This is a genomic window from Burkholderia metallica (assembly GCF_001718555.1).
Classification (GTDB): Bacteria; Pseudomonadota; Gammaproteobacteria; order Burkholderiales; family Burkholderiaceae; genus Burkholderia; species Burkholderia metallica.
In genome coordinates this window covers 2,304,580-2,326,530 of the sequence record NZ_CP013401.1, presented here as the reverse complement: position 1 = coordinate 2,326,530, position 21,951 = coordinate 2,304,580, and the positions used below count along the sequence as shown (strand labels likewise).

16 protein-coding genes are annotated in these 21,951 nt (G+C 67.8%); 12 read left to right on the top strand and 4 right to left on the bottom strand.

Annotated features, from left to right (window positions below):
• Positions 1-8: 8 nt before the first annotated feature.
• Positions 9-1,241: a succinyldiaminopimelate transaminase gene (gene dapC / locus WJ16_RS10425; RefSeq protein ID WP_069256990.1), complete on the bottom strand. Its 1,233-nt coding sequence runs from the start codon at positions 1,239-1,241 to the stop codon at positions 9-11.
• A gap of 157 nt (positions 1,242-1,398) precedes the next feature.
• Between dapC and WJ16_RS10420 the strand changes: the two genes are divergently transcribed.
• The 5 genes from WJ16_RS10420 to def all read left to right on the top strand — a co-directional run bounded on the left by WJ16_RS10420 (position 1,399) and on the right by def (position 10,131).
• On the top strand, positions 1,399-2,340 hold the full coding sequence (locus WJ16_RS10420; protein ID WP_069256989.1) for a DMT family transporter: 942 nt from the start codon (positions 1,399-1,401) through the stop codon (positions 2,338-2,340).
• A 139-nt stretch (positions 2,341-2,479) separates the two neighbouring features.
• Positions 2,480-5,992, top strand: coding sequence for a chromosome segregation protein SMC (gene smc, locus WJ16_RS10415; protein WP_069258028.1), 3,513 nt, complete (start codon positions 2,480-2,482; stop codon positions 5,990-5,992).
• 85 nt (positions 5,993-6,077) lie between these two features.
• The gene (locus WJ16_RS10410) at positions 6,078-7,358 is read left to right on the top strand and encodes a cell division protein ZipA C-terminal FtsZ-binding domain-containing protein (RefSeq protein WP_069256988.1); all 1,281 of its coding nucleotides are present in this window, start codon (positions 6,078-6,080) and stop codon (positions 7,356-7,358) included.
• Between the two features lie 167 nt (positions 7,359-7,525).
• Entirely contained in the window at positions 7,526-9,601 is a 2,076-nt protein-coding gene (ligA, locus tag WJ16_RS10405; RefSeq protein WP_069256987.1) for an NAD-dependent DNA ligase LigA, read from the top strand.
• Entirely contained in the window at positions 9,598-10,131 is a 534-nt protein-coding gene (gene def, locus WJ16_RS10400; RefSeq protein WP_069256986.1) for a peptide deformylase, read from the top strand. The genes ligA and def overlap by 4 nt, the downstream gene beginning before the upstream one ends.
• Before the next feature lie 81 nt (positions 10,132-10,212).
• On the opposite strand, the gene WJ16_RS33105 is transcribed toward def, so the two are convergent.
• From WJ16_RS33105 to map, 3 genes are read right to left on the bottom strand one after another with little or no spacing between them, the layout of a single operon-like run.
• Positions 10,213-11,943: a pseudouridine synthase gene (locus tag WJ16_RS33105; protein WP_076605909.1), complete on the bottom strand. Its 1,731-nt coding sequence runs from the start codon at positions 11,941-11,943 to the stop codon at positions 10,213-10,215.
• A gap of 17 nt (positions 11,944-11,960) precedes the next feature.
• Positions 11,961-14,537: a [protein-PII] uridylyltransferase gene (locus WJ16_RS10390; protein WP_069256985.1), complete on the bottom strand. Its 2,577-nt coding sequence runs from the start codon at positions 14,535-14,537 to the stop codon at positions 11,961-11,963.
• Between the two features lie 46 nt (positions 14,538-14,583).
• Entirely contained in the window at positions 14,584-15,399 is an 816-nt protein-coding gene (gene map / locus WJ16_RS10385) for a type I methionyl aminopeptidase (protein WP_069256984.1), read from the bottom strand.
• 378 nt (positions 15,400-15,777) lie between these two features.
• Here map and rpsB point away from each other — a divergent pair, with 378 nt between their 5' ends.
• The 7 genes from rpsB (at position 15,778) to WJ16_RS10350 (ending at position 21,948) form a co-directional block, all read left to right on the top strand.
• Positions 15,778-16,518 carry a 30S ribosomal protein S2 gene (rpsB, locus tag WJ16_RS10380; RefSeq protein WP_006483818.1) on the top strand — a complete coding sequence of 247 codons (741 nt, stop codon included), beginning with the start codon at positions 15,778-15,780 and terminating at the stop codon, positions 16,516-16,518.
• Positions 16,519-16,680: 162 nt separating this feature from the next.
• Positions 16,681-17,562 carry a translation elongation factor Ts gene (gene tsf / locus WJ16_RS10375; RefSeq protein WP_059464426.1) on the top strand — a complete coding sequence of 294 codons (882 nt, stop codon included), beginning with the start codon at positions 16,681-16,683 and terminating at the stop codon, positions 17,560-17,562.
• 163 nt (positions 17,563-17,725) lie between these two features.
• A complete protein-coding gene (gene pyrH / locus WJ16_RS10370; RefSeq protein WP_011352459.1) occupies positions 17,726-18,439 on the top strand; it encodes a UMP kinase in 714 nt (237 codons plus the stop codon).
• A 91-nt stretch (positions 18,440-18,530) separates the two neighbouring features.
• On the top strand, positions 18,531-19,091 hold the full coding sequence (frr, locus tag WJ16_RS10365; protein WP_021159105.1) for a ribosome recycling factor: 561 nt from the start codon (positions 18,531-18,533) through the stop codon (positions 19,089-19,091).
• Positions 19,092-19,138: 47 nt separating this feature from the next.
• Positions 19,139-19,921, top strand: coding sequence for a polyprenyl diphosphate synthase (gene uppS / locus WJ16_RS10360; protein WP_069256983.1), 783 nt, complete (start codon positions 19,139-19,141; stop codon positions 19,919-19,921).
• Complete coding sequence (locus WJ16_RS10355; RefSeq protein WP_069256982.1) at positions 19,915-20,736, top strand: phosphatidate cytidylyltransferase; 822 nt, start codon at positions 19,915-19,917, stop codon at positions 20,734-20,736. The genes uppS and WJ16_RS10355 overlap by 7 nt, the downstream gene beginning before the upstream one ends.
• 15 nt (positions 20,737-20,751) lie before the next feature.
• Positions 20,752-21,948: a 1-deoxy-D-xylulose-5-phosphate reductoisomerase gene (locus WJ16_RS10350; RefSeq protein ID WP_069256981.1), complete on the top strand. Its 1,197-nt coding sequence runs from the start codon at positions 20,752-20,754 to the stop codon at positions 21,946-21,948.
• Positions 21,949-21,951 lie beyond the last annotated feature (3 nt).

Here is a 21,951-nt window from a genome sequence, read left to right as displayed (position 1 = left end):
ATGGACGATTACCGCGCGAGAGACCGGCAGAAATCGACGATGCGTTGCGCGCCCTCGACGCATTCGGGGGTGCCCGCGACGAGCGCGATCCGGATGAAATCGCGGCCCGGATTCGACCCGTGCGCATCGCGCGCGAGGAACGAGCCGGGCAGAACCGTCACATTATAGTCGGCGTACAGGCGGCGGGCGAACTCGGTGTCCGACAGGCCGGTGCGCGCGACGTTGGCCCACAGGTAGAACGCGGCGTCGGGCAGTTTCACGTCGATCACGTCGGCGAGCATCGGCGTGACCGTATCGAACTTCTGCACGTACAGCGCGCGGTTCTCGCGCACGTGCGCCTCGTCGTTCCACGCGGCGATGCTCGCGTGCTGCCACACCGGCGACATCGCGGAGCCGTGGTACGTGCGGTACAGCAGGAATTGCTTCAGCAGCGCGGCGTCGCCGGCCACGAAGCCCGAGCGCATGCCCGGCACGTTCGAGCGCTTCGACAGGCTCGACAGCATCACGAGCCGCTCGAAGCCGCGGCCGAGGCGATGCGCGGCCTCGAGGCCGCCGAGCGGCGGCGCCGCTTCGTCGAAGTAGATTTCCGAGTAGCACTCGTCGGACGCGATCACGAAGCCGTGGCGGTCGGACAGCGCGAACAGCTCGCGCCAGTCGTCGAGCGTCAGCACCGCGCCCGTCGGGTTGCCCGGCGAGCACACGTACAGCAGCTGCGTGCGGGCCCAGACGTCGTCCGGCACGGCCGCGTAGTCGCACGCGAAGTTGCGGGCCGGGTCGCTGTTCGCGAAATAGGGTTCGGCACCGGCCAGCAGCGCCGCGCCTTCGTAAATTTGATAGAAAGGATTCGGACAGAGTACGATCGCCTTCTCGCCGTGCGCGCCCGGGCGCGCGTCGATCACGGTCTGCGCGAGCGAGAACAGCGCCTCGCGCGAGCCCGACACGGGCAGCACCTGCGTGGCCGGATCGATTGCCGGCAGCCCGTAGCGGCGCTCGAGCCAGTGCGCGATCGACGTGCGCAGCGCGTCCGAGCCGGCGGTAGCCGGGTACGACGCGAGGCCGTCGAGCGCGGCCACCACGGCGTCGCGGATCAGCGCCGGGGTCGCGTGTTTGGGCTCGCCGATGCCGAAGCTGATCGGTTTGAGGGCGCCGGCGGGCGTCACGTCCTTGAACAGGGCGCGCAGCTTTTCGAAGGGATAGGGCTGGAGCGAGTCGAGTCGAGGGTTCACGGGCGAAGCGGCCATCGCGGCCGGTTGGAGCGAAAGAAGCGGCGGGCGCGCCGCGCGGCTGCGAACGGGCGCCGGGGGCGCGGGTCGCAACGGACGATTATAGCGTGATGCAATGCGGTCACGGCCCGCCGGAGCGGCGGCCGGGCCGGTCGAATAAAGGGTATCGAACCAAATGAATAACGCGGTACGCGGCAGCCTGCCGACGCTGGCCATCCTGATCGGCGCATCGGTATGGGGCCTGATCTGGTATCCGCTGCGGATCCTCGCGTCGCTCGGCGTGACGGGCACGCTGGCGAGCGCGCTGACGAGCCTCGTCGCGTTCGTGTTCGTGATCGTCGCGCGGCACCGCACGATCGCGACGCTGCGCTGGCACTGGGTGCTGCCGGGCATCGCGGTGACGGCCGGCGTGACGAACCTCGGGTTCGTATGGGGCACGATTCACGGCGAGGTGCTGCGCGTGATGCTGCTGTTCTATCTGACCCCCGCATGGACCGCGATCTACGCGCACTTCCTGCTGCGCGAGCGGCTGACCTGGGCCGGCGCGGGGCTCGCGGCGCTGTCGATCGGCGGCGCGATGCTGATGCTGTGGTCGCCGGCGCTCGGCCTGCCGCTGCCGGCCAGCCCGGCCGAATGGGCCGGCCTCGCGGCCGGGTTGAGCTTCGCGATGAGCAACGTGCTGGTGATCAAGGCGAGCCGCGAGCTACCCGAGATGCGCGCGGAGATGCGCACCGCGACGCTGTTCGGCGGCGCGGCCGTGTTCGGCGCGATCGCGTCGCTGTTCGAGGGGATCCCGGCCGCGCCGGCTGGCGGCCAGCTTGGCGTCGCCGCGCTGATCATCGTCGCGATCGGCGTGACGATGGCGTCGAACAACCTGCTCGTCCAATACGGGCTGGCGCGCGTGCCGGCCAACCGCGCGTCGATCATCATGCTGTTCGAGATCGTGATCACCGCGCTGTCGGCGTGGGTGTTCGCGAACGAACTGCCGAGCGCGCGCGAGTGGGCGGGCGGCGCGTGCATCGTGCTGGCGACGCTGCTGTCGAGCCGGGTCCATCGTGCCGCGCCGGCACCGGGCAAACCCGGCGACGGTCGGGACGGCGCGCGCGCGATGGTATGATGGAAGCCGTTTGCGGGGCCCAACGCTGAATGCGCGCGGCCCCGCTTTTGAATTCCGGAGCGCGTCGCGCGCAGGGGCCTTCCGGCCTCGCGCGGTGCGGCTCCGTCCGTTTCACACCTTCTTCACATCCGATACCGCCGTGCGTCTGAGCTCGATCAAACTCGCTGGCTTCAAATCCTTCGTCGATCCCACGCATTTCCAGGTTCCGGGCCAGCTTGTCGGCGTGGTGGGCCCGAACGGGTGCGGCAAGTCCAACATCATCGACGCCGTGCGCTGGGTGCTCGGCGAGTCGCGCGCGTCCGAACTGCGCGGCGAGTCGATGCAGGACGTCATCTTCAACGGCTCGACCGCCCGCAAGCCCGGCAGCCGGGCCAGCGTCGAGCTGATCTTCGACAACTCCGACGGCCGCGCGGCCGGCCAGTGGGGCCAGTACGGCGAGATCGCCGTGAAGCGCGTGCTCACGCGCGACGGCACGTCGAGTTACTACATCAACAACCTGCCGGCGCGCCGCCGCGACATCCAGGACATCTTCCTCGGCACGGGCCTCGGCCCGCGTGCGTACGCGATCATCGGGCAGGGCATGATCGCGCGGATCATCGAGGCGAAGCCGGAAGAGCTGCGCGTGTTCCTCGAGGAAGCCGCCGGCGTATCGAAGTACAAGGAACGCCGCCGCGAAACCGAGAACCGCCTGCACGACACGCGCGAGAACCTGACGCGCGTCGAGGACATCGTCCGCGAGCTGACCGCGAACCTCGAGAAGCTCGAGGCGCAGGCGGTCGTCGCGACCAGGTACAAGGAACTCGTCGCCGACGGCGAGGAGAAGCAGCGCCTGCTGTGGCTGCTGCGCAAGAACGAGGCCGCCGGCGAACAGCAGAAGCAGCAGCGCGCGATCGAACAGGCGCAGATCGACCTCGACGCGCAGACGGCCAGGCTGCGCGAGGTCGAGGCGCAGCTCGAAACGCTGCGCGTGGCGCACTACGCGGCGAGCGACGCGATGCAGGGCGCGCAGGGTGCGCTCTACGAGGCGAACGCCGAGGTGAGCCGCCTCGAGGCCGAGATCAAGTTCATCGTCGAATCGCGCAACCGCGTGCAGGCGCAGATCGCCGCGCTGAACGCGCAGCGCGAACAATGGCGCGCGCAGGCCGAGAAGGCGCAGGACGAACTCGAGGAAGCCGAGGAAGCGCGCGCGATGGCCGACGAGAAGGCCGCGCTCGCCGAAGACAACGCGGCCGCGAAGCACGACGCGCTGCCGGCGCTCGAAGCGAAGTGGCGCGATGCGCAGGCGCAGCTCAACGACGAGCGCGCGCGGATCGCGCAGACCGAACAGTCGCTGAAGCTCGAAGCCGCGCACCAGCGCAACGCCGACCAGCAGCTTCAGCAGCTTCAGCAGCGCCATGAGCGCCTGAAGAGCGAAGCGGGCGGGCTCGACGCGCCGGACGAAGCCCAGCTCGAAGAGTTGCGCATGCAGCTCGCCGAGCAGGAAGAGATCCTCGCCGAAGCGCAGGCGCGCGTGGCCGACGCGCAGGAAACGGTGCCGCGCCTCGACGGCGAGCGCCGTGCCGCGCACGAGCGCGTGCAGGCCGAGGCCGCACAGATCCACCAGCTCGAGGCGCGTCTCGCCGCGCTCAAGCAGTTGCAGGAAAACGTGCAGACCGAAGGCAAGATCCAGCCGTGGCTCGACAGGCACGAGCTCGGTGCGCTGCCGCGGCTGTGGAAGAAGCTGCACGTCGAAGCGGGTTGGGAAGCCGCGCTCGAAGCCGTGCTGCGTGAGCGCCTCGCCGCGCTCGAAGTATCGAATCTCGACTGGGTGAAGGCGTTTGCGACCGACGCGCCGCCCGCGAAGCTCGCGTTCTATGCGCCGCCCGCGGCCGGCGAGCCGCCTGCGGCCGCGGCCGGCCTGCGTCCGGTGCTGTCGCTCGTGCGTATCGACGATGCGGGCATCCGCGCGGTGCTGAACGACTGGCTCGGCAACGTCTACGTGGCCGACGACGTCGCGCAGGCGCTCGCCACGCGCACGCAGCTGCCGGCAGGCGGCGCGTTCGTCGTGAAGGCCGGCCATATCGTCACGCGGGTCGGCGTGCAGCTTTATGCGGCCGATTCGGAGCAGGCCGGGATGCTGGCCCGCCAGCAGGAAATCGAAAACCTGACGCGCCAGGTGCGCGCGCAGGCGCTGCTCGCCGACGAGGCGCGCACGGCCGCCGTGCGCGCGGAAGCGGCGCACACGCAGGCCGCGCAGGCGCTCGGCGACGTGCGTGCGCAAGCCGAGCGTGCGACGCAACGCGTGCACGCGCTGCAGATGGATGTGCTGAAACTCGCGCAGGCGCACGAACGCTACACGCAGCGCAGCACGCAGATCCGCGAGGAACTCGAGGAAATCGGCGCGCAGATCGAAGAACAGCGCGCGCTGCGCGCGGAGTCGGAAGCGAATTTCGAGCGTTTCGACGGCGAACTCGCGGAACTGCAGGCGCGCTACGAAGACAACCAGCTCGCGTTCGAGGCGCTCGACGAATCGCTGACGCAGGCGCGCCAGGAAGCGCGCGACCTCGAGCGCGGCGCGAACGATGCGCGCTTCGCCGCGCGCAACGCGGTCACCCGAATCGACGAGCTCAAGCGCAGCATCCAGGTCGCGCACGAGCAGAGCGAGCGCGTTGCCGCGTCGCTGGAAGACGCGCGCGCCGAACTCGAGACGATCAACGAGCAGACCGCGCACACGGGCCTGCAGGATGCGCTCGAGATTCGCGCGGTGAAGGAAGAGGCGCTGCAGGCCGCGCGGATCGAACTCGACGACCTGACCGCGAAGCTGCGCGCGTCGGACGAGCAGCGGCTCGTCGCCGAGCGCTCGCTGCAGCCGCTGCGCGACCGCATCACCGAACTGCAGCTGAAGGAGCAGGCCGCGCGCCTGGCGGTCGAGCAGTTCGCCGAGCAACTGACGGCGGCCGAGGTCGACGAGGAAGCGCTGCGCGAGAAGCTCACGCCGGACCTGAAACCGTCGTACCTGCAGGGCGAGGTCACGCGGCTGAACAACGCGATCAACGCGCTCGGCCCGGTGAACATGGCCGCGCTCGACGAGCTGAAGGCCGCGAGCGAGCGCAAGGTGTTCCTCGACGCGCAGTCCGCCGACCTGGTCGACGCGATCACGACGCTCGAAGACGCGATCCACAAGATCGACCAGGAAACCCGCACGCTGCTGCAGGGCACCTTCGACGAGGTCAACCGTCACTTCAGCGACCTGTTCCCGCGCCTGTTCGGCGGCGGCCAGGCGAAGCTGATCATGACCGGCGACGAAATTCTCGATGCCGGCGTGCAGGTGATGGCGCAGCCGCCAGGCAAGAAGAACGCGACGATTCACCTGCTGTCGGGCGGCGAGAAGGCGCTGACCGCCACCGCGCTGGTGTTCGCGATGTTCCAGCTGAACCCGGCGCCGTTCTGTCTGCTGGACGAGGTCGACGCGCCGCTCGACGATGCGAACACCGAGCGTTTCGCGAATCTCGTGCGCGCGATGTCCGACAAGACGCAGTTCCTGTTCATCTCGCACAACAAGATCGCGATGGAAATGGCGCAGCAACTGATCGGCGTGACGATGCAGGAGCAGGGCGTGTCGCGGATCGTCGCGGTGGACATGGAAACCGCCGCGGGTTTTGCCCAGAATTGACGTTTGACGAAACCGGACCGCGTTCGCGCGGCGCATGGGCGCCCGTTCGCAGGTCCGACGAACAAGAATTGCTGATGGAGCGTGCATGGACGAGTTGACACTCGGTTTGATCGGCGCGGGCGCCGTCGTGGTGGGCGGCGTCGTGGTCTACAACGCATGGCAGGGCGCGAAGGTGCGGCGCAGGATCCCGCGCCCGATGCCGGAGGAAGCGGCCGAGGCGATGAATCGCCCCGAACGGGACGAAGAACTGCCGTTCATCGAGCCGGTGCGTCAGCCGGTGCGGCGCGAGCCCGCGGCGGCAGTCGCCGCGCCGACCGAAGCGGCACGCGTCGAACCGACCTTCGGCGGCGCGGCGTCGGGTGGCGTGGCCCCGGCCGACATGCCGGCCGATCTGCAGGCCGAGGCGACCGGCGTCGACACGCCGGCCGAACCGGTCGAGCCTGCGGCCGGCGAAGGCGCCGTGCCGGCTGCCGCGCACGAAGCGCCCGCTGCGGCGGACGAGCCGGTCGAACCCGTCCTGCCGGCCGCGACGACGATCTCGTCGGCGCCGCCCGCGATCGTCGACCGCCGGATCGACTGCATCGTGCCGATCCGCCTCGCCGGGCCGCTGCCGGGCGACAAGATCCTGCCGTTCGCGCAGCGGCTGCGCCGCGCGGGCAGCAAGCCCGTGCATATCGAAGGCAAGCCGGAAGGCGGCCAGTGGGAGCTGCTGCAGAACGGCGTGCGTTACGAGGAACTGCGCGCGGCCGCGCAGCTCGCGAACCGCAGCGGCGCGCTGAACGAACTCGAATTCTCCGAGTTCGTTACGGGCGTCCAGCAGTTCGCCGATGCGATCGACGGCGCGCCGGAATTCCCGGACATGATGGAAACGGTCGCGATGGCGCGCGAGCTCGACGGCTTCGCCGCGCAGTGCGACGCGCAACTGTCGATCAACGTGATGTCGGACGGCGCGCCGTGGTCGGCGAACTACGTGCAGGCCGTCGCGTCGCAGGACGGGCTGCTGCTGTCGCGCGACGGCACGCGCTTCGTGAAGCTCGATGCGAAGCAGAACCCCGTGTTCATGCTGCAGTTCGGCGACACGAACTTCCTGCGCGACGACCTGACCTACAAGGGCGGCAACATGATCACGCTGGTGCTCGACGTGCCGGTCGCCGAAGAGGACATCCTGCCGTTCCGGCTGATGTGCGACTACGCGAAGTCGCTGTCCGAGCGGATCGGTGCGCGGGTCGTCGACGATTCGCGCCGGCCGCTGCCGGAATCGACGCTGGTCGCGATCGATCAGCAACTGATGAAGCTGTACGCGAAGCTCGAGGAAGCCGGCATTCCGGCCGGTTCGCCGGTCACGCGCCGCCTCTTCAGCCAGTAACGCGTGCCCGGCGGGCGGCGGCCTTCGGCGCCGTCGCCCGTCGCTGCAATGCACCGCGCTTGTGTGCGCCGCAGCGAGCCCGCGCGGCACGCATCGCGCGCCCCCGCTTGCGGCGTCAAACTGAGATAATCGGAATTCCGATTTTTCAGAACGACTCTGCCGCCAGCATGGCCCGAACCCAAGCCGAACCGCCAGCCAGCCAGCCCGACGCGCGCGCCGCGTGGCTGCGCGACCAACTCGAGCGGGCGAACTACGCCTATTACGTACTCGACCAGCCGGATCTGCCCGACGCCGAATACGACCGGCTGTTTCGCGAGCTGCAGCAACTCGAAGCCGACCATCCCGAACTCGTGACGCCCGATTCGCCGACGCAGCGCGTCGGCGGCGAAGCGGCCGGCGGTTTCACGCCGGTCGTCCACGACGCGCCGATGCTGTCGCTGAACAACGGCTTCGCCGACGAAGATATCGTCGCATTCGACAAGCGCGTCGCCGACGCGCTCGACAAGGCCACCGATCTCGCCGGCTCGGTGACGGAGCCCGTCGAATATGCGTGCGAACTGAAGTTCGACGGCCTCGCGATCTCGCTGCGCTACGAGCAGGGCGTGTTCGTGCAGGCGTCCACGCGCGGCGACGGGACGACGGGCGAGGACGTGACCGAGAACGTACGCACGATCCGCTCGATTCCGCTGAAGCTGAAGGGCAAGCACGTGCCGGCCGTGCTCGACGTGCGCGGCGAGGTGCTGATGTTCAAGCGCGATTTCGCACGCCTGAACGAACGCCAGCGCGCGGCCGAGCAGCGCGAATTCGCGAACCCGCGCAACGCGGCCGCCGGCAGCCTGCGCCAGCTCGACTCGAGGATCACCGCGCAGCGCCCGCTGTCGTTCTTCGCGTACGGGATCGGCGTGCTCGACGGGATGCCGATGCCCGACACGCATAGCGCGCTGCTCGACTGGTACGAGTCGTTCGGCCTGCCGGTTAACCGCGAGCGTGCGGTCGTGCGCGGTGCCGAAGGCTTGCTCGACTTCTTCCGCAAGGTCGGCGAGAAGCGCGAATCGCTGCCGTACGACATCGACGGCGTCGTCTACAAGGTCAACCGGCGCGACGAGCAGGAGCGCCTCGGCTTCGTGTCGCGCGCGCCGCGCTTCGCGCTCGCGCACAAATTCCCGGCGCAGGAAGCGCTGACGAAGCTCGTCGCGATCGACGTGCAGGTCGGCCGCACCGGCGCGATCACGCCGGTCGCGCGTCTCGAGCCCGTGTTCGTCGGCGGCGCGACCGTGACAAACGCGACGCTGCACAACGAGGACGAGGTGCGCCGCAAGGACATCCGGATCGGCGACACCGTGATCGTGCGGCGGGCGGGCGACGTGATTCCGGAGGTCGTCGGCGCGCTGCTCGACCGGCGCCCGGCCGAGGCGGCCGAATTCGTGATGCCGACCGAATGCCCGGTGTGCGGCTCGAAGATCGAGCGTCTGCCCGACGAGGCGATCGCGCGCTGCACGGGCGGCCTGTTCTGCCCGGCGCAACGCAAGCAGGCGCTGTGGCATTTCGCGCAGCGTCGCGCGCTCGACATCGACGGGCTCGGCGAGAAGATCATCGACCAGCTCGTCGAGCTCAATCTCGTGCGCACGCCGGCCGACCTGTTCAATCTCGGTTTCGCGACGCTCGCCGAACTCGACCGCTTCGCCGAGAAGTCCGCACAGAATCTGCTCGACTCGCTCGAGAAGGCGAAGCACACGACGCTTGCACGCTTCATCTACGGGCTCGGCATCCGTCACGTCGGCGAATCGACCGCGAAGGATCTCGCGAAGCATTTCGGCTCGCTCACGCCGATCATGGACGCGTCGATCGAGGAACTGCTCGAAGTCAACGACGTCGGGCCGATCGTCGCCGAGTCGATCCACCAGTTCTTCGCGGAAGAGCACAACCGCACCGTGATCGAACAGCTGCGTGCGCCGGGCAAGGTCACGTGGCCGGAAGGGCCGCCTGCGCCGAAGGCGCCGCAGGGCGTGCTGGCCGGCAAGACGGTCGTGCTGACGGGCACGCTGCCGAATCTCACGCGCGACGCGGCGAAGGAAATGCTCGAAGCGGCGGGCGCGAAAGTGGCCGGTTCGGTATCGAAGAAGACGGATTACGTGGTCGCGGGCGCCGAAGCCGGCAGCAAGCTCGCGAAGGCCGAGGAACTCGGCATCCCCGTGCTGGACGAAGACGGCCTGCACCAACTCCTGGAGGGCAATACGCCATGATTCGCGAGATCCTGAAGATGGGCGATCCGCGCCTGCTCGAAGTCGCCAAGCCGGTCGAGCAGTTCGATACCCCCGAACTGCACGAGATCGTCGCGGACATGTTCGAGACGATGCACCATGCGAACGGCGCCGGGCTGGCCGCGCCGCAGATCGGCATCGGGCTGCAGATCATCATCTTCGGCTTCGGCAACAACAACCGCTACCCGGACGCGCCGCCGGTGCCCGAGACGGTGCTGATCAACCCGAAGGTCGAGTACCTGCCGCCGGACATGGAAGAGGGCTGGGAAGGCTGCCTGTCGGTGCCGGGCATGCGCGGCGTCGTCAGCCGCTACGCGAAGGTGCGCTACAGCGGCTTCGACCAGTACGGCGAGAAGATCGACCGCGTCGCCGACGGGTTTCACGCACGGGTGGTCCAGCACGAATACGATCACCTGATCGGCAAGCTGTATCCGATGCGGATCACCGACTTCACGCGTTTCGGGTTCACGGAAGTGCTGTTCCCGGGGCTCGATCCGGCCGACGACGACTGATCGTCCGGCGCCCGCAGAACGAAAAAAAGCCCGCTTGCAAGCGGGCTTTTTCATTGCAGCGCGCACGTGGCGTGCCGACGGTCAGAACGTCTCGTCGGCCGACAGATAGCGCCATTGGCCTTGCGGCAGCGCGCCGAGCATCACGCGGCCCATGCGCACGCGCTTCAGGCCGATCACGTCGAGTCCGACCAGTTCGCACATGCGGCGGATCTGACGCTTCTTGCCTTCGCGCAGCACGAAGCGCAGTTGTTCGCCGTTCTGCCAGCTCACCATCGCGGGCTTCAGCGGGACGCCGTCGAGCTCGAGGCCGTGGCGCAGCTTCGCGAGCGATTCCGCGGGGAAATGCTGGTCGATGTCGATCAGCCGTTCGCCGAAGCGCACGCGCACCAGGTACTCCTTGTCGATATCCGACTGCTCGCCGATCAGCTGCTTCGCGATCACGCCGTTCTGCGTCAGCACGAGCAGGCCGGTGGAGTCGATGTCGAGCCGGCCGGCCGGCGCGAGCGCATGCAGGTGCTGCGGAGAGAAGCGCACCGGCGAATGGTCGCCGCTCCAGCGGTTCGCGCGCGTGATCAGCACGGCCGCCGGCTCGTAGCCGTCTTCCGCCTGGCCCGACACGTAGCCGACCGGCTTGTGCAGCAGGATCGTCACTTGCGCGGCCTGCGCGGCGCTCGCGCGTTCGTCGATTTCGATCTTCTGGTCGGCGCGCACCTTGGTGCCGAGCGTGTCGATGCGTTCGCCGTCGACCAGCACCCAGCCTTTTTCGATCCATTCGTCGGCTTCGCGGCGCGAGCACATGCCGAGTTCGGACATCCGTTTCGACAGGCGCATCAGGCCCGTTTCGTCGCCGTAGTCGACGTCGGCCGCGGCGCGCTTGACCGGTTGCGCGGTCTTCACCGCGCCGAACGAGCGGCGCTCGCCGTCGCGTGCGGGGCGGGCCGGACGATCGCCGAAGCTGCGTTTCGCACCTTCGCCCGCTGCCTTGTCGCGATACGACGGGCGCTTGCCTTCGTCGGCGCCTGCACGGCGCGGACGCGCATCGTCGTCACGGCGCGGCGGGCGATCGGACGACGTGCGGCGCTCGCCGAAGCTGCGCTTCGCGCCTTCGCCGGAAGCGTTGTCGCGATACGACGGGCGCTTGCCTTCGTCGGCGCCTGCGCGGCGCGGCCGCGCATCGTCATCCCGGCGCGGCGGGCGATCGGACGACGGACGGCGGTCGCCGAAGCTGCGCTTCGCGCCTTCGCCGGAAGCGTTGTCGCGATACGACGGGCGCTTGCCTTCGTCGGCGCCTGCACGGCGCGGACGCGCATCGTCGTCACGGCGCGGCGGGCGATCGGACGACGGACGGCGGTCGCCGAAACTGCGCTTCGCGCCTTCGACGGAAGCGTTGTCGCGATACGACGGGCGCTTGCCTTCGTCGGCGCCTGCACGGCGCGGACGCGCATCGTCGTCACGGCGCGGCGGCCGGTCGGATGACGGACGGCGATCACCGAAACTGCGCTTTGCACCTTCACCGGCCGCGGTGTTGTCGCGATAGGGCGCGCGCGTGCCGCGTTCGGCACCGCCGTCACGCGGCGCGCGCTTGGCCGGTGCGCGGTCCGCGCCCGGGCGCTCGGCGCCGGCAGCGCCGCGCGGCTTGAACGAGCGTTCGCCGGCGGCGGCCGGCGCGGCCTTCTTCGGGCGAGCCGGCTTGTCCCCCGCGGGCGGCGCGGCGGGACGCACCGCCTTGCGGGCGACGAGGCTGCCGGAGCGGACAGGGGCGCGGGTCGGCGACGCCGGCTTCGGATTCTTGACGGTTAATTTGGTGCGCATAAACGCTGGAATTCAATTCAGACTGCGATCGCACGCAGCAATTCGGTTTCGAGCTGGATCTGCAGGCGGTTGTCGGACAGGCCGGCACCCGCGAGCAGAAAGATGTCCTCGACGCGTTCGCCGAGCGTATTGATCCGCGCCGCATGCACGCCGATCCGATGCTCGGCGAGTACGCGCGCGATCGAATAGAGAAGGCCCGGCCGGTCGTTGGCCGACACGGACAGGATGTAGTACTGGCCGCGCTCGTCGGCCCGCAGGTCGACGCGCGGCGTGATCGGAAACGTCCGGGACAGCCTCGACAGGCGGCCCTTGGACGGCTCCGGCAACGGTGCGGTTTCGGCGAGCCGCGTCGCGAGCTGTTGCTCGACGAGATTCGCGATGTCGCGGTACCGCACGTCACGTTCGGTCTGCGTGACGATGAAGTTGTCGAGCGCATAGCCGTGCCGCGTGGTGCTGACGCGCGCATCGAGCACCGACAGCCCGTTGCGGTCGAAATATGCGCAGATGTCCGCGAACAGGTCGGGGCGATCCTTCACGTACACGAGCACCTGCAGCGCGTCGCCGATCGGCGACGGACGTGCGCGGACGATCGCGGTATCGGCGTTCACGTGCCGGTACAGCACGCGGGTCTGCCACGCGATGTCGGCCGCGTCGTGACGCAGGAAGAAGCCCACGTCGAGCTGATCCCACAGCGCGCGGTGCGCATCGTCGGGCACGGTCTCGAGGCGCAGCAGCGCGAGCGCCTGCTCCTGGCGCGACTTCAGCTCCGAATGCGCGTCGGGATTCGCGCCGCCGAGCACCGCGAGCGTGATGCGGTACAGATCCTCGAGCAGCTTGCCTTTCCACGTGTTCCACACTTTCGGGCTCGTGCCGCGGATATCGGCGACCGTCAGCAGGTACAGCGCGGTGAGGTACCGCTCGTTGCCGACGACTTCGGCGAAGCGCTTGATGACCTCGGGGTCGCTCGTGTCCTGCTTCTGTGCGACCTGGCTCATCGTCAGGTGATGCTGGACGAGCCACACGATCAGCGCCGCGTCGTCGCCGGCGATGCCGTGCTCCCGGCAGAAGCGCCGCGCGTCGGCCATGCCGAGCGTCGAGTGGTCGCCGCCGCGGCCTTTCGCGATGTCGTGGAACAGCGCGGCGACATACAGCACCCACGGGCGCTCGAAGTTGCCGATCAACTGGCTGCAGAACGGATATTCGTGCGCATGCTCGGCCACCGCGAAGCGGCGGAGGTTGCGCAACACCATCAGGATGTGCTGATCGACCGTGTACACGTGGTACAGGTCGTGCTGCATCTGGCCGACGATGCGGCGAAAATTCAGCAGGTAGCGGCCGAGCACGCTCGTCTGGTTCATCAGCCGGAACGCGTGCGTGATCCCTTCGGGCTGCTGCAGGATCCGCATGAACGTGTCGCGGTTCTGCGGATCGCGGCGCCACGTGTTGTTCATGATCTCGCGCGAGTTGTACAGCGCGCGCAGCGTGCGCGCCGACAGGCCCTTCACGCCGCGGGTCGTCTCGTACAGCAGGAACGCTTCGAGGATCGCGTCGGGGTGGCGCTCGAACACGCCGTCGTCGACGATCTCGAGCATCCCCTGCTTCTCGACGAAGCGGTCGGGCGACAGCACGCGCGTGATGCCGCTCGTCGCGGGGAAGAGCTGCGCCTCGATGTTCTGGATCAGGATCGTCGCCAACTGCGTGACGGCTTTCGCGGCCCAGTAGTAGCGGCGCATCAGCTGCTCGCTCGCGCGCTTGGCCTGGGTCGGCTGATAGCCGAAGCTCTCGGCCGCCTGCGTCTGCAGGTCGAACACGAGCATGTCCTGGCGGCGCCCGGCGATCACGTGCAGCCGCGCGCGCAGCGTCTTCAGGAAGTCTTCGTTGCGGCGCAGCTCGCGCGCTTCGCGATCGGTGATGAGGCCGCGCGTGTCGAGCTCGCGCCAGCTGCTGCCGAAGCCCGCCGCGCGAGCGATCCACAGGATCGTCTGCAGATCGCGCAGCCCGCCGGGGCTTTCCTTGACGTTCGGTTCGAGGCTGTACGGCGTGTCCTGGAACTTCGCGTGGCGCTGGCGCATCTCGAGCACCTTCGCGGTAAAGAACGCGCGGGCGTCGAGCGCCTCGTGATAGCGCACCGTGAAGCGTTCGAACAGCGCGGTGCTGCCGACGATGCGGCGCGCTTCGAGCAGCGACGTCTGCACGGTGACGTCCTGCGACGCCTCCTCGATGCATTGCTCGACCGTGCGCACGCTGCTGCCGATTTCGAGGCCGAGATCCCACGCCATCCCGATGAAGCGCTCGATCCGCGCGTCGAGCGCCGGGTCGTGCGCATCGGGCAGCAGCACGAGGATGTCGACGTCGGAATAGGGCGCGAGCTCGCCGCGCCCGTAGCCGCCGACGGCGACGAGCGCGAGCGTCGCGGGCAGCCCGCAATCGTCCCACACGCGCTTCAGTGCGTTGTCGGTGAGTGTCGACAGCGCGTGCATCAGCGACGTGACGTTCGTCGCGCGGCGAAAGCGCTCGAGCAGGCCGAGCTTGGCGGCCTTGAATTCGGCGCGTCGCGACAGCGCTTCGGGCGAGGGGGCGGCGTGAGCGCTCATGGGCGGCCGTTCAGGTGCGGGTGGGGGCGGGCTGGCGCGACGGCGCTCAGACCGCGGCGGCCGGTTGCGCGAACACGGGGCGTGCCGGCGTGCCGGCCGACACCGTCAGCACCTCGTAGCCGGTTTCGGTGACGAGCACCGTGTGCTCCCACTGCGCGGACAGGCTGCGGTCGCGCGTCTTGACCGTCCACTGGTCGGGCATCGTGCGGATGTCGCGCTTGCCGGCGTTGATCATCGGCTCGATCGTGAAGATCATCCCGGCCTTCAGTTCGATGCCGGTGCCCGGGCGGCCGTAGTGAACGACCTGCGGATCCTCGTGGAACACCGTGCCGATGCCGTGGCCGCAGTATTCGCGCACGACGCTGTAGCCCTGCGCTTCCGCGTGCTTCTGGATCGCATAGCCGATGTCGCCGAGGTGCGCGCCGGGCTTGACCTGGTCGATGCCGAGCCACATGCATTCGTAGGTGGTCTGCACGAGGCGCTTCGCGAGGATCGAGCCTTCGCCGACGATGAACATCCGGCTGGTGTCGCCGAAGTAGCCGTTCTTGATCACGGTGATGTCGATGTTCAGCGCATCGCCGTTCTTGATCACCTTCTCGCCGGGAATGCCGTGGCAGATCACGTCGTTGACCGAAATGCAGGTGGCCTTCGGGTACGGCGGGTAGCCGGGCGGCTGGTAATTCAGCGGCGCGGGAATCGTGCCTTGCTCGTTGACCATGAATTCGTGGCAGAGGCGGTCGAGTTCGGCGGTCGTGACGCCCGCGACGACGTGCGGCGTGATGAAGTCGAGCACTTCGCTCGCGAGACGGCAGGCGACGCGCATCTCGGCGATATCGTGTTCGTTTTTGAGCGTAATAGCCATCGAGGTATGCCTGGAATGCGGTGAATTGACGGATTATCGCACCTTCTCGCACGCGTCGCAGCCCTTCCGGGCGGTGCTGGTGCGGGTTTTCGCGGATTGTCCGGCCCGCTGCGGCGCGGCAAGCGAAAGTGGTGAGCGACTTGAGAGCGGACAAATCGGCGTGCTATACTCTTTGGCTAAGTCGATATCCAAATGCCGAATTTGCCCCGTCTTGGGGCGGCATCGCGGTGACAGGCTTACGGCACGGGCGTTTTGCGCGTGCCGAATCGCAAGCCGGCGCAACCAGGGTGCCGGCCGCGTGAAATCGGGCCCTTTCGGGCGGGTTCGCGCGGCGGGTACGGCAGCCGGCTTAAGACCCAACCCTCGTGGAGAATTTACATGGCAGTTACGATGCGCCAAATGCTGGAAGCGGGTGTCCACTTCGGTCACCAGACGCGCTTCTGGAACCCGAAGATGGCTCCGTTCATTTTCGGTCACCGCAACAAGATTCACATCATCAACCTCGAAAAGACGCTGCCGATGTTCACGGACGCACAGAAGTACGTGCGCCAGCTGGCAGCGAACCGCGGCACGATCCTGTTCGTCGGCACGAAGCGTCAGTCGCGTGACACGATCGCCCAGGAAGCGCAGCGCGCAGGCATGCCGTACGTCAACGCACGCTGGCTCGGCGGCATGATGACCAACTTCAAGACGCTGAAGGTATCGATCAAGCGCCTGAAGGACATGGAAGCGGCAGTCGAGGCGGGCGAGCTCGAGAAGATGAGCAAGAAGGAAGCGCTGCTGTTCGAACGCGAAATCGCCAAGCTGCAGAAGTCGATCGGCGGCGTGAAGGACATGGGCGGCATTCCGGACGCGATCTTCGTCGTCGACGTCGGCTACCACAAGATTGCCGTGACGGAAGCGAACAAGCTGGGCGTGCCGGTCATCGCCGTGGTCGATACGAACCACTCGCCGGAAGGTGTGGATTACGTGATCCCGGGTAACGACGACTCGAGCAAGGCAGTCGCGCTGTACGCCGAAGGCGTGGCCGACGCGATCCTCGAAGGCCGTGCGAACGCGGTCAACGAAGTGGTCCAGGCTGCACGCGGCGACGACGAGTACGTCGAGGAAAACGCGTAACTGGCCCCGAGCCGGCGCAAAAAGGGGGCTCTCAACAGGCCCCCTTTTTTTAAGCTTATGCGCCGGACCTGATCGCGCCGAATCGGCGCGGGTCCGGAAACGAATCTCGGCCGTTCGCGTCCAAGCGGGCGGCGTTGTGAATACAGACTCAAGGAGCGAATGATGGCGGCAATTACCGCAAGCATGGTGGCAGAACTGCGCGCAAAGACCGACGCACCGATGATGGAGTGCAAGAAGGCGCTGACGGAAGCCGACGGCGACCTGGCCAAGGCTGAAGAGCTGCTGCGCGTCAAGCTCGGCAACAAGGCGAGCAAGGCGGCATCGCGCGTGACGGCAGAAGGCGTCGTCGCATCGTTCGTCGGCGGCAACGCGGGCGCGCTGGTCGAACTGAACTGCGAAACCGACTTCGTCGCGAAGAACGACGACTTCCTCGCATTCTCGAAGACGGTGGCGGAACTCGTCGCGACGCAGAACCCGGCCGACGTGGCAGCGCTGTCGGCACTGCCGCTCGAAGGCTCGACGGTCGACGCGGTGCGCCTGGCGCTGATCGGCAAGATCGGCGAGAACGTGTCGATCCGCCGTTTCGTCCGTTTCGAAACCGCGAACAAGATCGCCACGTACCTGCACGGCGCGCGTATCGGCGTGATCGTCGAGTACACGGGTGCGGACGAGCAGGTCGGCAAGGACGTCGCGATGCACATCGCGGCAATGAAGCCGGTCGCGCTGTCGTCGGCTGACGTGCCGGCGGAACTGATCGAGACGGAACGCCGCGTGGCCGAGCAGAAGGCTGCGGAATCGGGCAAGCCGGCCGAAATCGTCGCGAAGATGGTCGACGGCAGCGTCCAGAAGTACCTGAAGGAAGTGTCGCTGCTGAACCAGACGTTCGTGAAGAACGACAAGCAGACGATCGAGCAGATGCTGAAGGCGGCGAATGCGGCAGTGCAGAAATTCGCGCTGTTCGTCGTCGGCGAAGGCATCGAGAAGCGCCAGGACGACTTCGCCGCCGAAGTGGCCGCGCAAGTCGCAGCAGCAAAGCAGCAGTAAGCCGTAAGCAGTCAGGCAGTATCCGCGGCGGGCGTCCGCTCCGCCGCGGTCGGCGGCGCCGCCGGCCGGCCGGGAACCCCCGTCCGACCGTCGGCGCTTGCCCGAATCAGTATTTCGCCCCTACAGTTCGTGGTTGTCATCCTCTCGTCGCTCGGAAGCCCCTATGTCCAATGCCTATAAACGCGTCCTCCTCAAACTCTCCGGCGAAGCGCTGATGGGCGACGATGCCTTCGGCATCAATCGCGCGACGATCGAACGGATGGTGGCCGATATCGCCGAAGTCGTGCGTCTCGGGACGCAGCTCGCGGTCGTGATCGGTGGCGGTAATATTTTCCGCGGTGTCGCAGGTGGCGCGGCCGGCATGGACCGCGCGACGGCGGACTACATGGGGATGCTCGCGACGATGATGAACGCGCTGGCGCTGCAGGACGCGATGCGCCACGCCGGCATCGAGGCGCGCGTGCAGTCCGCGCTGCGCATGGACCAGGTCGTCGAGCCGTACATCCGGCCCCGCGCGATCCGCCAGCTCGAGGAAGGCCGCGTCGTGATCTTCGCGGCCGGCACCGGCAACCCGTTCTTCACGACGGACACCGCCGCCGCGCTGCGCGGTTCGGAAGTGGGCGCCGAGGTCGTGCTGAAGGCGACCAAGGTCGATGGCGTATATTCTGCCGATCCGAAGAAGGATCCGTCGGCCACGCGTTACACGACGATCACTTTCGACGAGGCGATCAGCCGCAACCTGCAGGTGATGGACGCGACGGCCTTTGCGCTGTGCCGCGACCAGAAGCTGCCGATTCGCGTGTTTTCGATCAACAAGCCGGGCGCGCTCAAGCGCATCGTGCTGGGCGAGGACGAAGGTACGCTCGTCCACGTGTAAACTCCCGCGGATGCGGGCCATCGGCCGCGGCGCGCAAGATGCGCCGCGCGGGGCCCGCGTTCTTTGAAGGTTAGAAGGTTCGGAGGTTGAAATGAGTGTCGCTGATACCAAGAAGGGCGTCGAGCAGAAGATGCAGCGCTCGATCGAAGCGTTCAAGAACGATCTGGCGAAGATCCGTACGGGTCGTGCACACACCGGTCTGCTCGATCACGTGCAGGTCGACTACTACGGCTCGATGGTGCCGATCTCGCAGGTCGCGAACCTGACGCTCGTCGACGCGCGCACGATCGGCGTGCAGCCGTGGGAAAAGAACATGGTCGCGAAGGTCGAGAAGGCCATCCGCGAAGCCGATCTGGGCCTGAACCCGGCCACCGCCGGCGACCTGATCCGCGTGCCGATGCCCGCGCTGACGGAAGAGCGCCGCCGCGAGCTGACGAAGGTCGTGAAGAGCGAAGGCGAAACGGCCAAGGTCGCAATCCGCAACCTGCGCCGCGACGCGAACGAAGCGCTCAAGAAGCTCGTGAAGGACAAGGAAATCTCGGAAGACGACGAGCGCCGCGCAAGCGACGACGTCCAGAAGCTGACCGACAAGCACGTCGCCGAAATCGACAAGCTCGTGCAGACCAAGGAAGCCGAGATCATGACGGTCTGACGACCGTCCTCGCGCGCCGCCTTCTTCCCGCAACTGTCTCAACGGCCATGACCTATACCAGCTCTACCGTTCGCGTGCCTGACGTCGGTGTCGTGCCGCGTCACATCGCGATCATCATGGACGGCAACGGCCGTTGGGCCACCGAACGCCGCTTGCCGCGCGTCGCGGGGCATACCCGCGGCGTCGATGCCGTGCGGGCGGTGGTCGAAGGCTGCGCGCGCGCCGGCGTCGAATACCTGACGCTGTTCGCGTTCAGTTCGGAGAACTGGCGCCGGCCGAACGACGAAGTGTCGTTCCTGATGCGCCTGTTCATCACCGCGCTCGAGCGCGAGGTGGGCAAGCTGCATGCGAACGGGATCCGCCTGCGTGTCGTCGGCGATCTCGACCGCTTCGAGCCGCGCATCCGCGAACTGATTCGCCGCGCCGAAACCAAGACGGCGCGCAATACCCGTCTCACGCTCACCATCGCGGCCAACTACGGCGGCCGGTGGGACATCCTGCAAGCGACGAAGAAGCTCGTGGAGCAGGCCGTGCGCGAAGGACGCGAGGTCGAAGTGACCGAGGACGCGTTCGCGCCGCACCTGGCGATGGCCTATGCGCCGGAGCCCGATCTCTTCATCCGTACCGGCGGCGAGCAGCGCGTCAGCAACTTCCTGCTGTGGCAGCTCGCGTACGCCGAATTTTATTTCACCGACAAATACTGGCCGGATTTCGACGGCGCGGCACTGGCCGACGCGCTGGCGTCGTATACGGAGCGCGAGCGCCGCTTCGGCCGCACGAGCGCGCAGCTCGAACCGCAATCGCAGGACGCCGACTCCCTTTCATGCTGAAAACCCGTGTGATCACGGCGATCGTGATGCTGGCAGTGCTGCTGCCGGTGACGCTGTTCGCGCCGCTCGCCGCGTTCGGCGCGCTGATCGGCGTCGTGCTCGTGTTCGCCGCGTGGGAATGGGCGCGCCTGCTCAAGCTCGGCGGCGCCGGCCCGGTCGTCTATGCGGTCGTCGCGGCGCTGGCGCTCGCGGCAACGGCGCCGCTCGGCGTCGATGCGGCCGCGTCCCGTCCCCTTTTCGTGGCGGCCGGCGTGTTCTGGCTGCTGGTCGGCCCGTTCGCGCTGCGGCGCAAGCCCGAACTCGCGGGCGGCATCTGGCGGCCGTTCCTGCTGGCGGCCGGCCTCGTGGTCTTCGCGGCCTGCTGGCATGCGCTCGTGTCGGCGCGCGCGCAGGGCGTGCCGTTCGTGCTGTCGTTGCTTCTGGTCGTCTGGCTCGCCGATATCGGCGCATACTTCGCGGGCAAGGCCTTCGGAAAGCGTAAACTGGCCATCACGATCAGCCCCGGCAAGAGCTGGGAAGGCGCGATCGGCGGCTGGCTCGCGGTGATGGTCGTCGCCGGTATCGCGATGGCCGCGCATGCGTTCGAGCCGACCCTGTTTTCCGCGTTCGCCGCGCGCTACGGGATGCCCGGCGCGTGGGCCGCACTGACGCTGCTGGTCGTGTACAGCGTGATCGGCGACCTGTTCGAGTCGCTGCTGAAGCGGCAGGCGGGCGTGAAGGATTCGAGCGGACTGCTGCCGGGCCATGGCGGCGTGCTCGACCGTGTCGACGCGCTGCTGCCGGTGCTGCCGCTCGCGATGCTGCTGCTTGGTTAAACCACTACTTCTGTTATGCAAAAACGTCTGACATTGCTCGGTTCCACGGGCTCGATCGGAGACAGCACGCTCGACGTGGTCGCGCGCCATCCCGAGCGCTTCTCGGTCTATGCGCTGACCGCCCACCGCAACGGCGACAAGCTGATCGAGCAATGCCTGCGCTTTGCGCCCGAAGTGGCGGTGGTCGGCGATGCCGCGACGGCCGCGCACGTCGACGCGAAACTGCGCGCGGCGGGCAGCAGGACGACCGTGCTGCACGGGCCGCAAGCGCTCGTCGACGTGTCGAAGAGCGACGGCTGCGATACGGTGGTCGCGGCGATCGTCGGCGCGGCCGGCCTTGCGCCGAGCCTCGCGGCCGCGCGTGCCGGCAAGCGCATCCTGCTCGCGAACAAGGAAGCGCTGGTGATGTCGGGCGCGATCTTCATGGACGCCGTGCGCGACCATGGCGCGATCCTGCTGCCGGTCGACAGCGAACACAACGCGATTTTCCAGTGCATGCCGCGCGACGCGGCCGAGCACGGCGGGATCTCGAAGATCATCCTGACCGCGTCGGGCGGCCCGTTCCGCACGCGCGAACCGGCGACGCTCGTCGACGTGACGCCGGACGAGGCGTGCAAGCACCCGAACTGGGTGATGGGCCGCAAGATTTCGGTCGATTCGGCGACGATGATGAACAAGGGCCTCGAGGTGATCGAGGCGCACTGGATCTTCGGGCTGCCGGGCGACCGGATCGACGTGCTGATCCATCCGCAGAGCGTGATCCATTCGCTCGTGTCGTACCGTGACGGCTCGGTACTCGCGCAGCTCGGCAACCCCGACATGCGCACGCCGATCGCGCACGCGCTCGCGTTTCCGGAGCGTGTCGATGCGGGCGTCGAGCAGCTCGACCTCGCGCAGATCGCTCAACTGTCGTTCGAGAAGCCCGACTACGCGCGCTTCCCGTGCCTCGCGCTCGCACTGAAGGCGCTCGAGGAAGGCGGCATCGCGAGCGCTGCATTGAACGCGGCGAACGAAGTGGCGGTCGAAGCGTTTCTCGAGCGCCGCATCGGCTTCATGGCGATCGCGGCGACGGTCGACGCGGTGCTCAACACGCTGCCGAACCGCGCGCCCGACGGGCTCGAGGACGTCCTCGCGGCCGATGCCGAGGCGCGCCGCCTCGCCGCCGAGATCATTGCGAAAGCGCCTGCGCCACGCGTGGAGCGCACTGTCTGAATG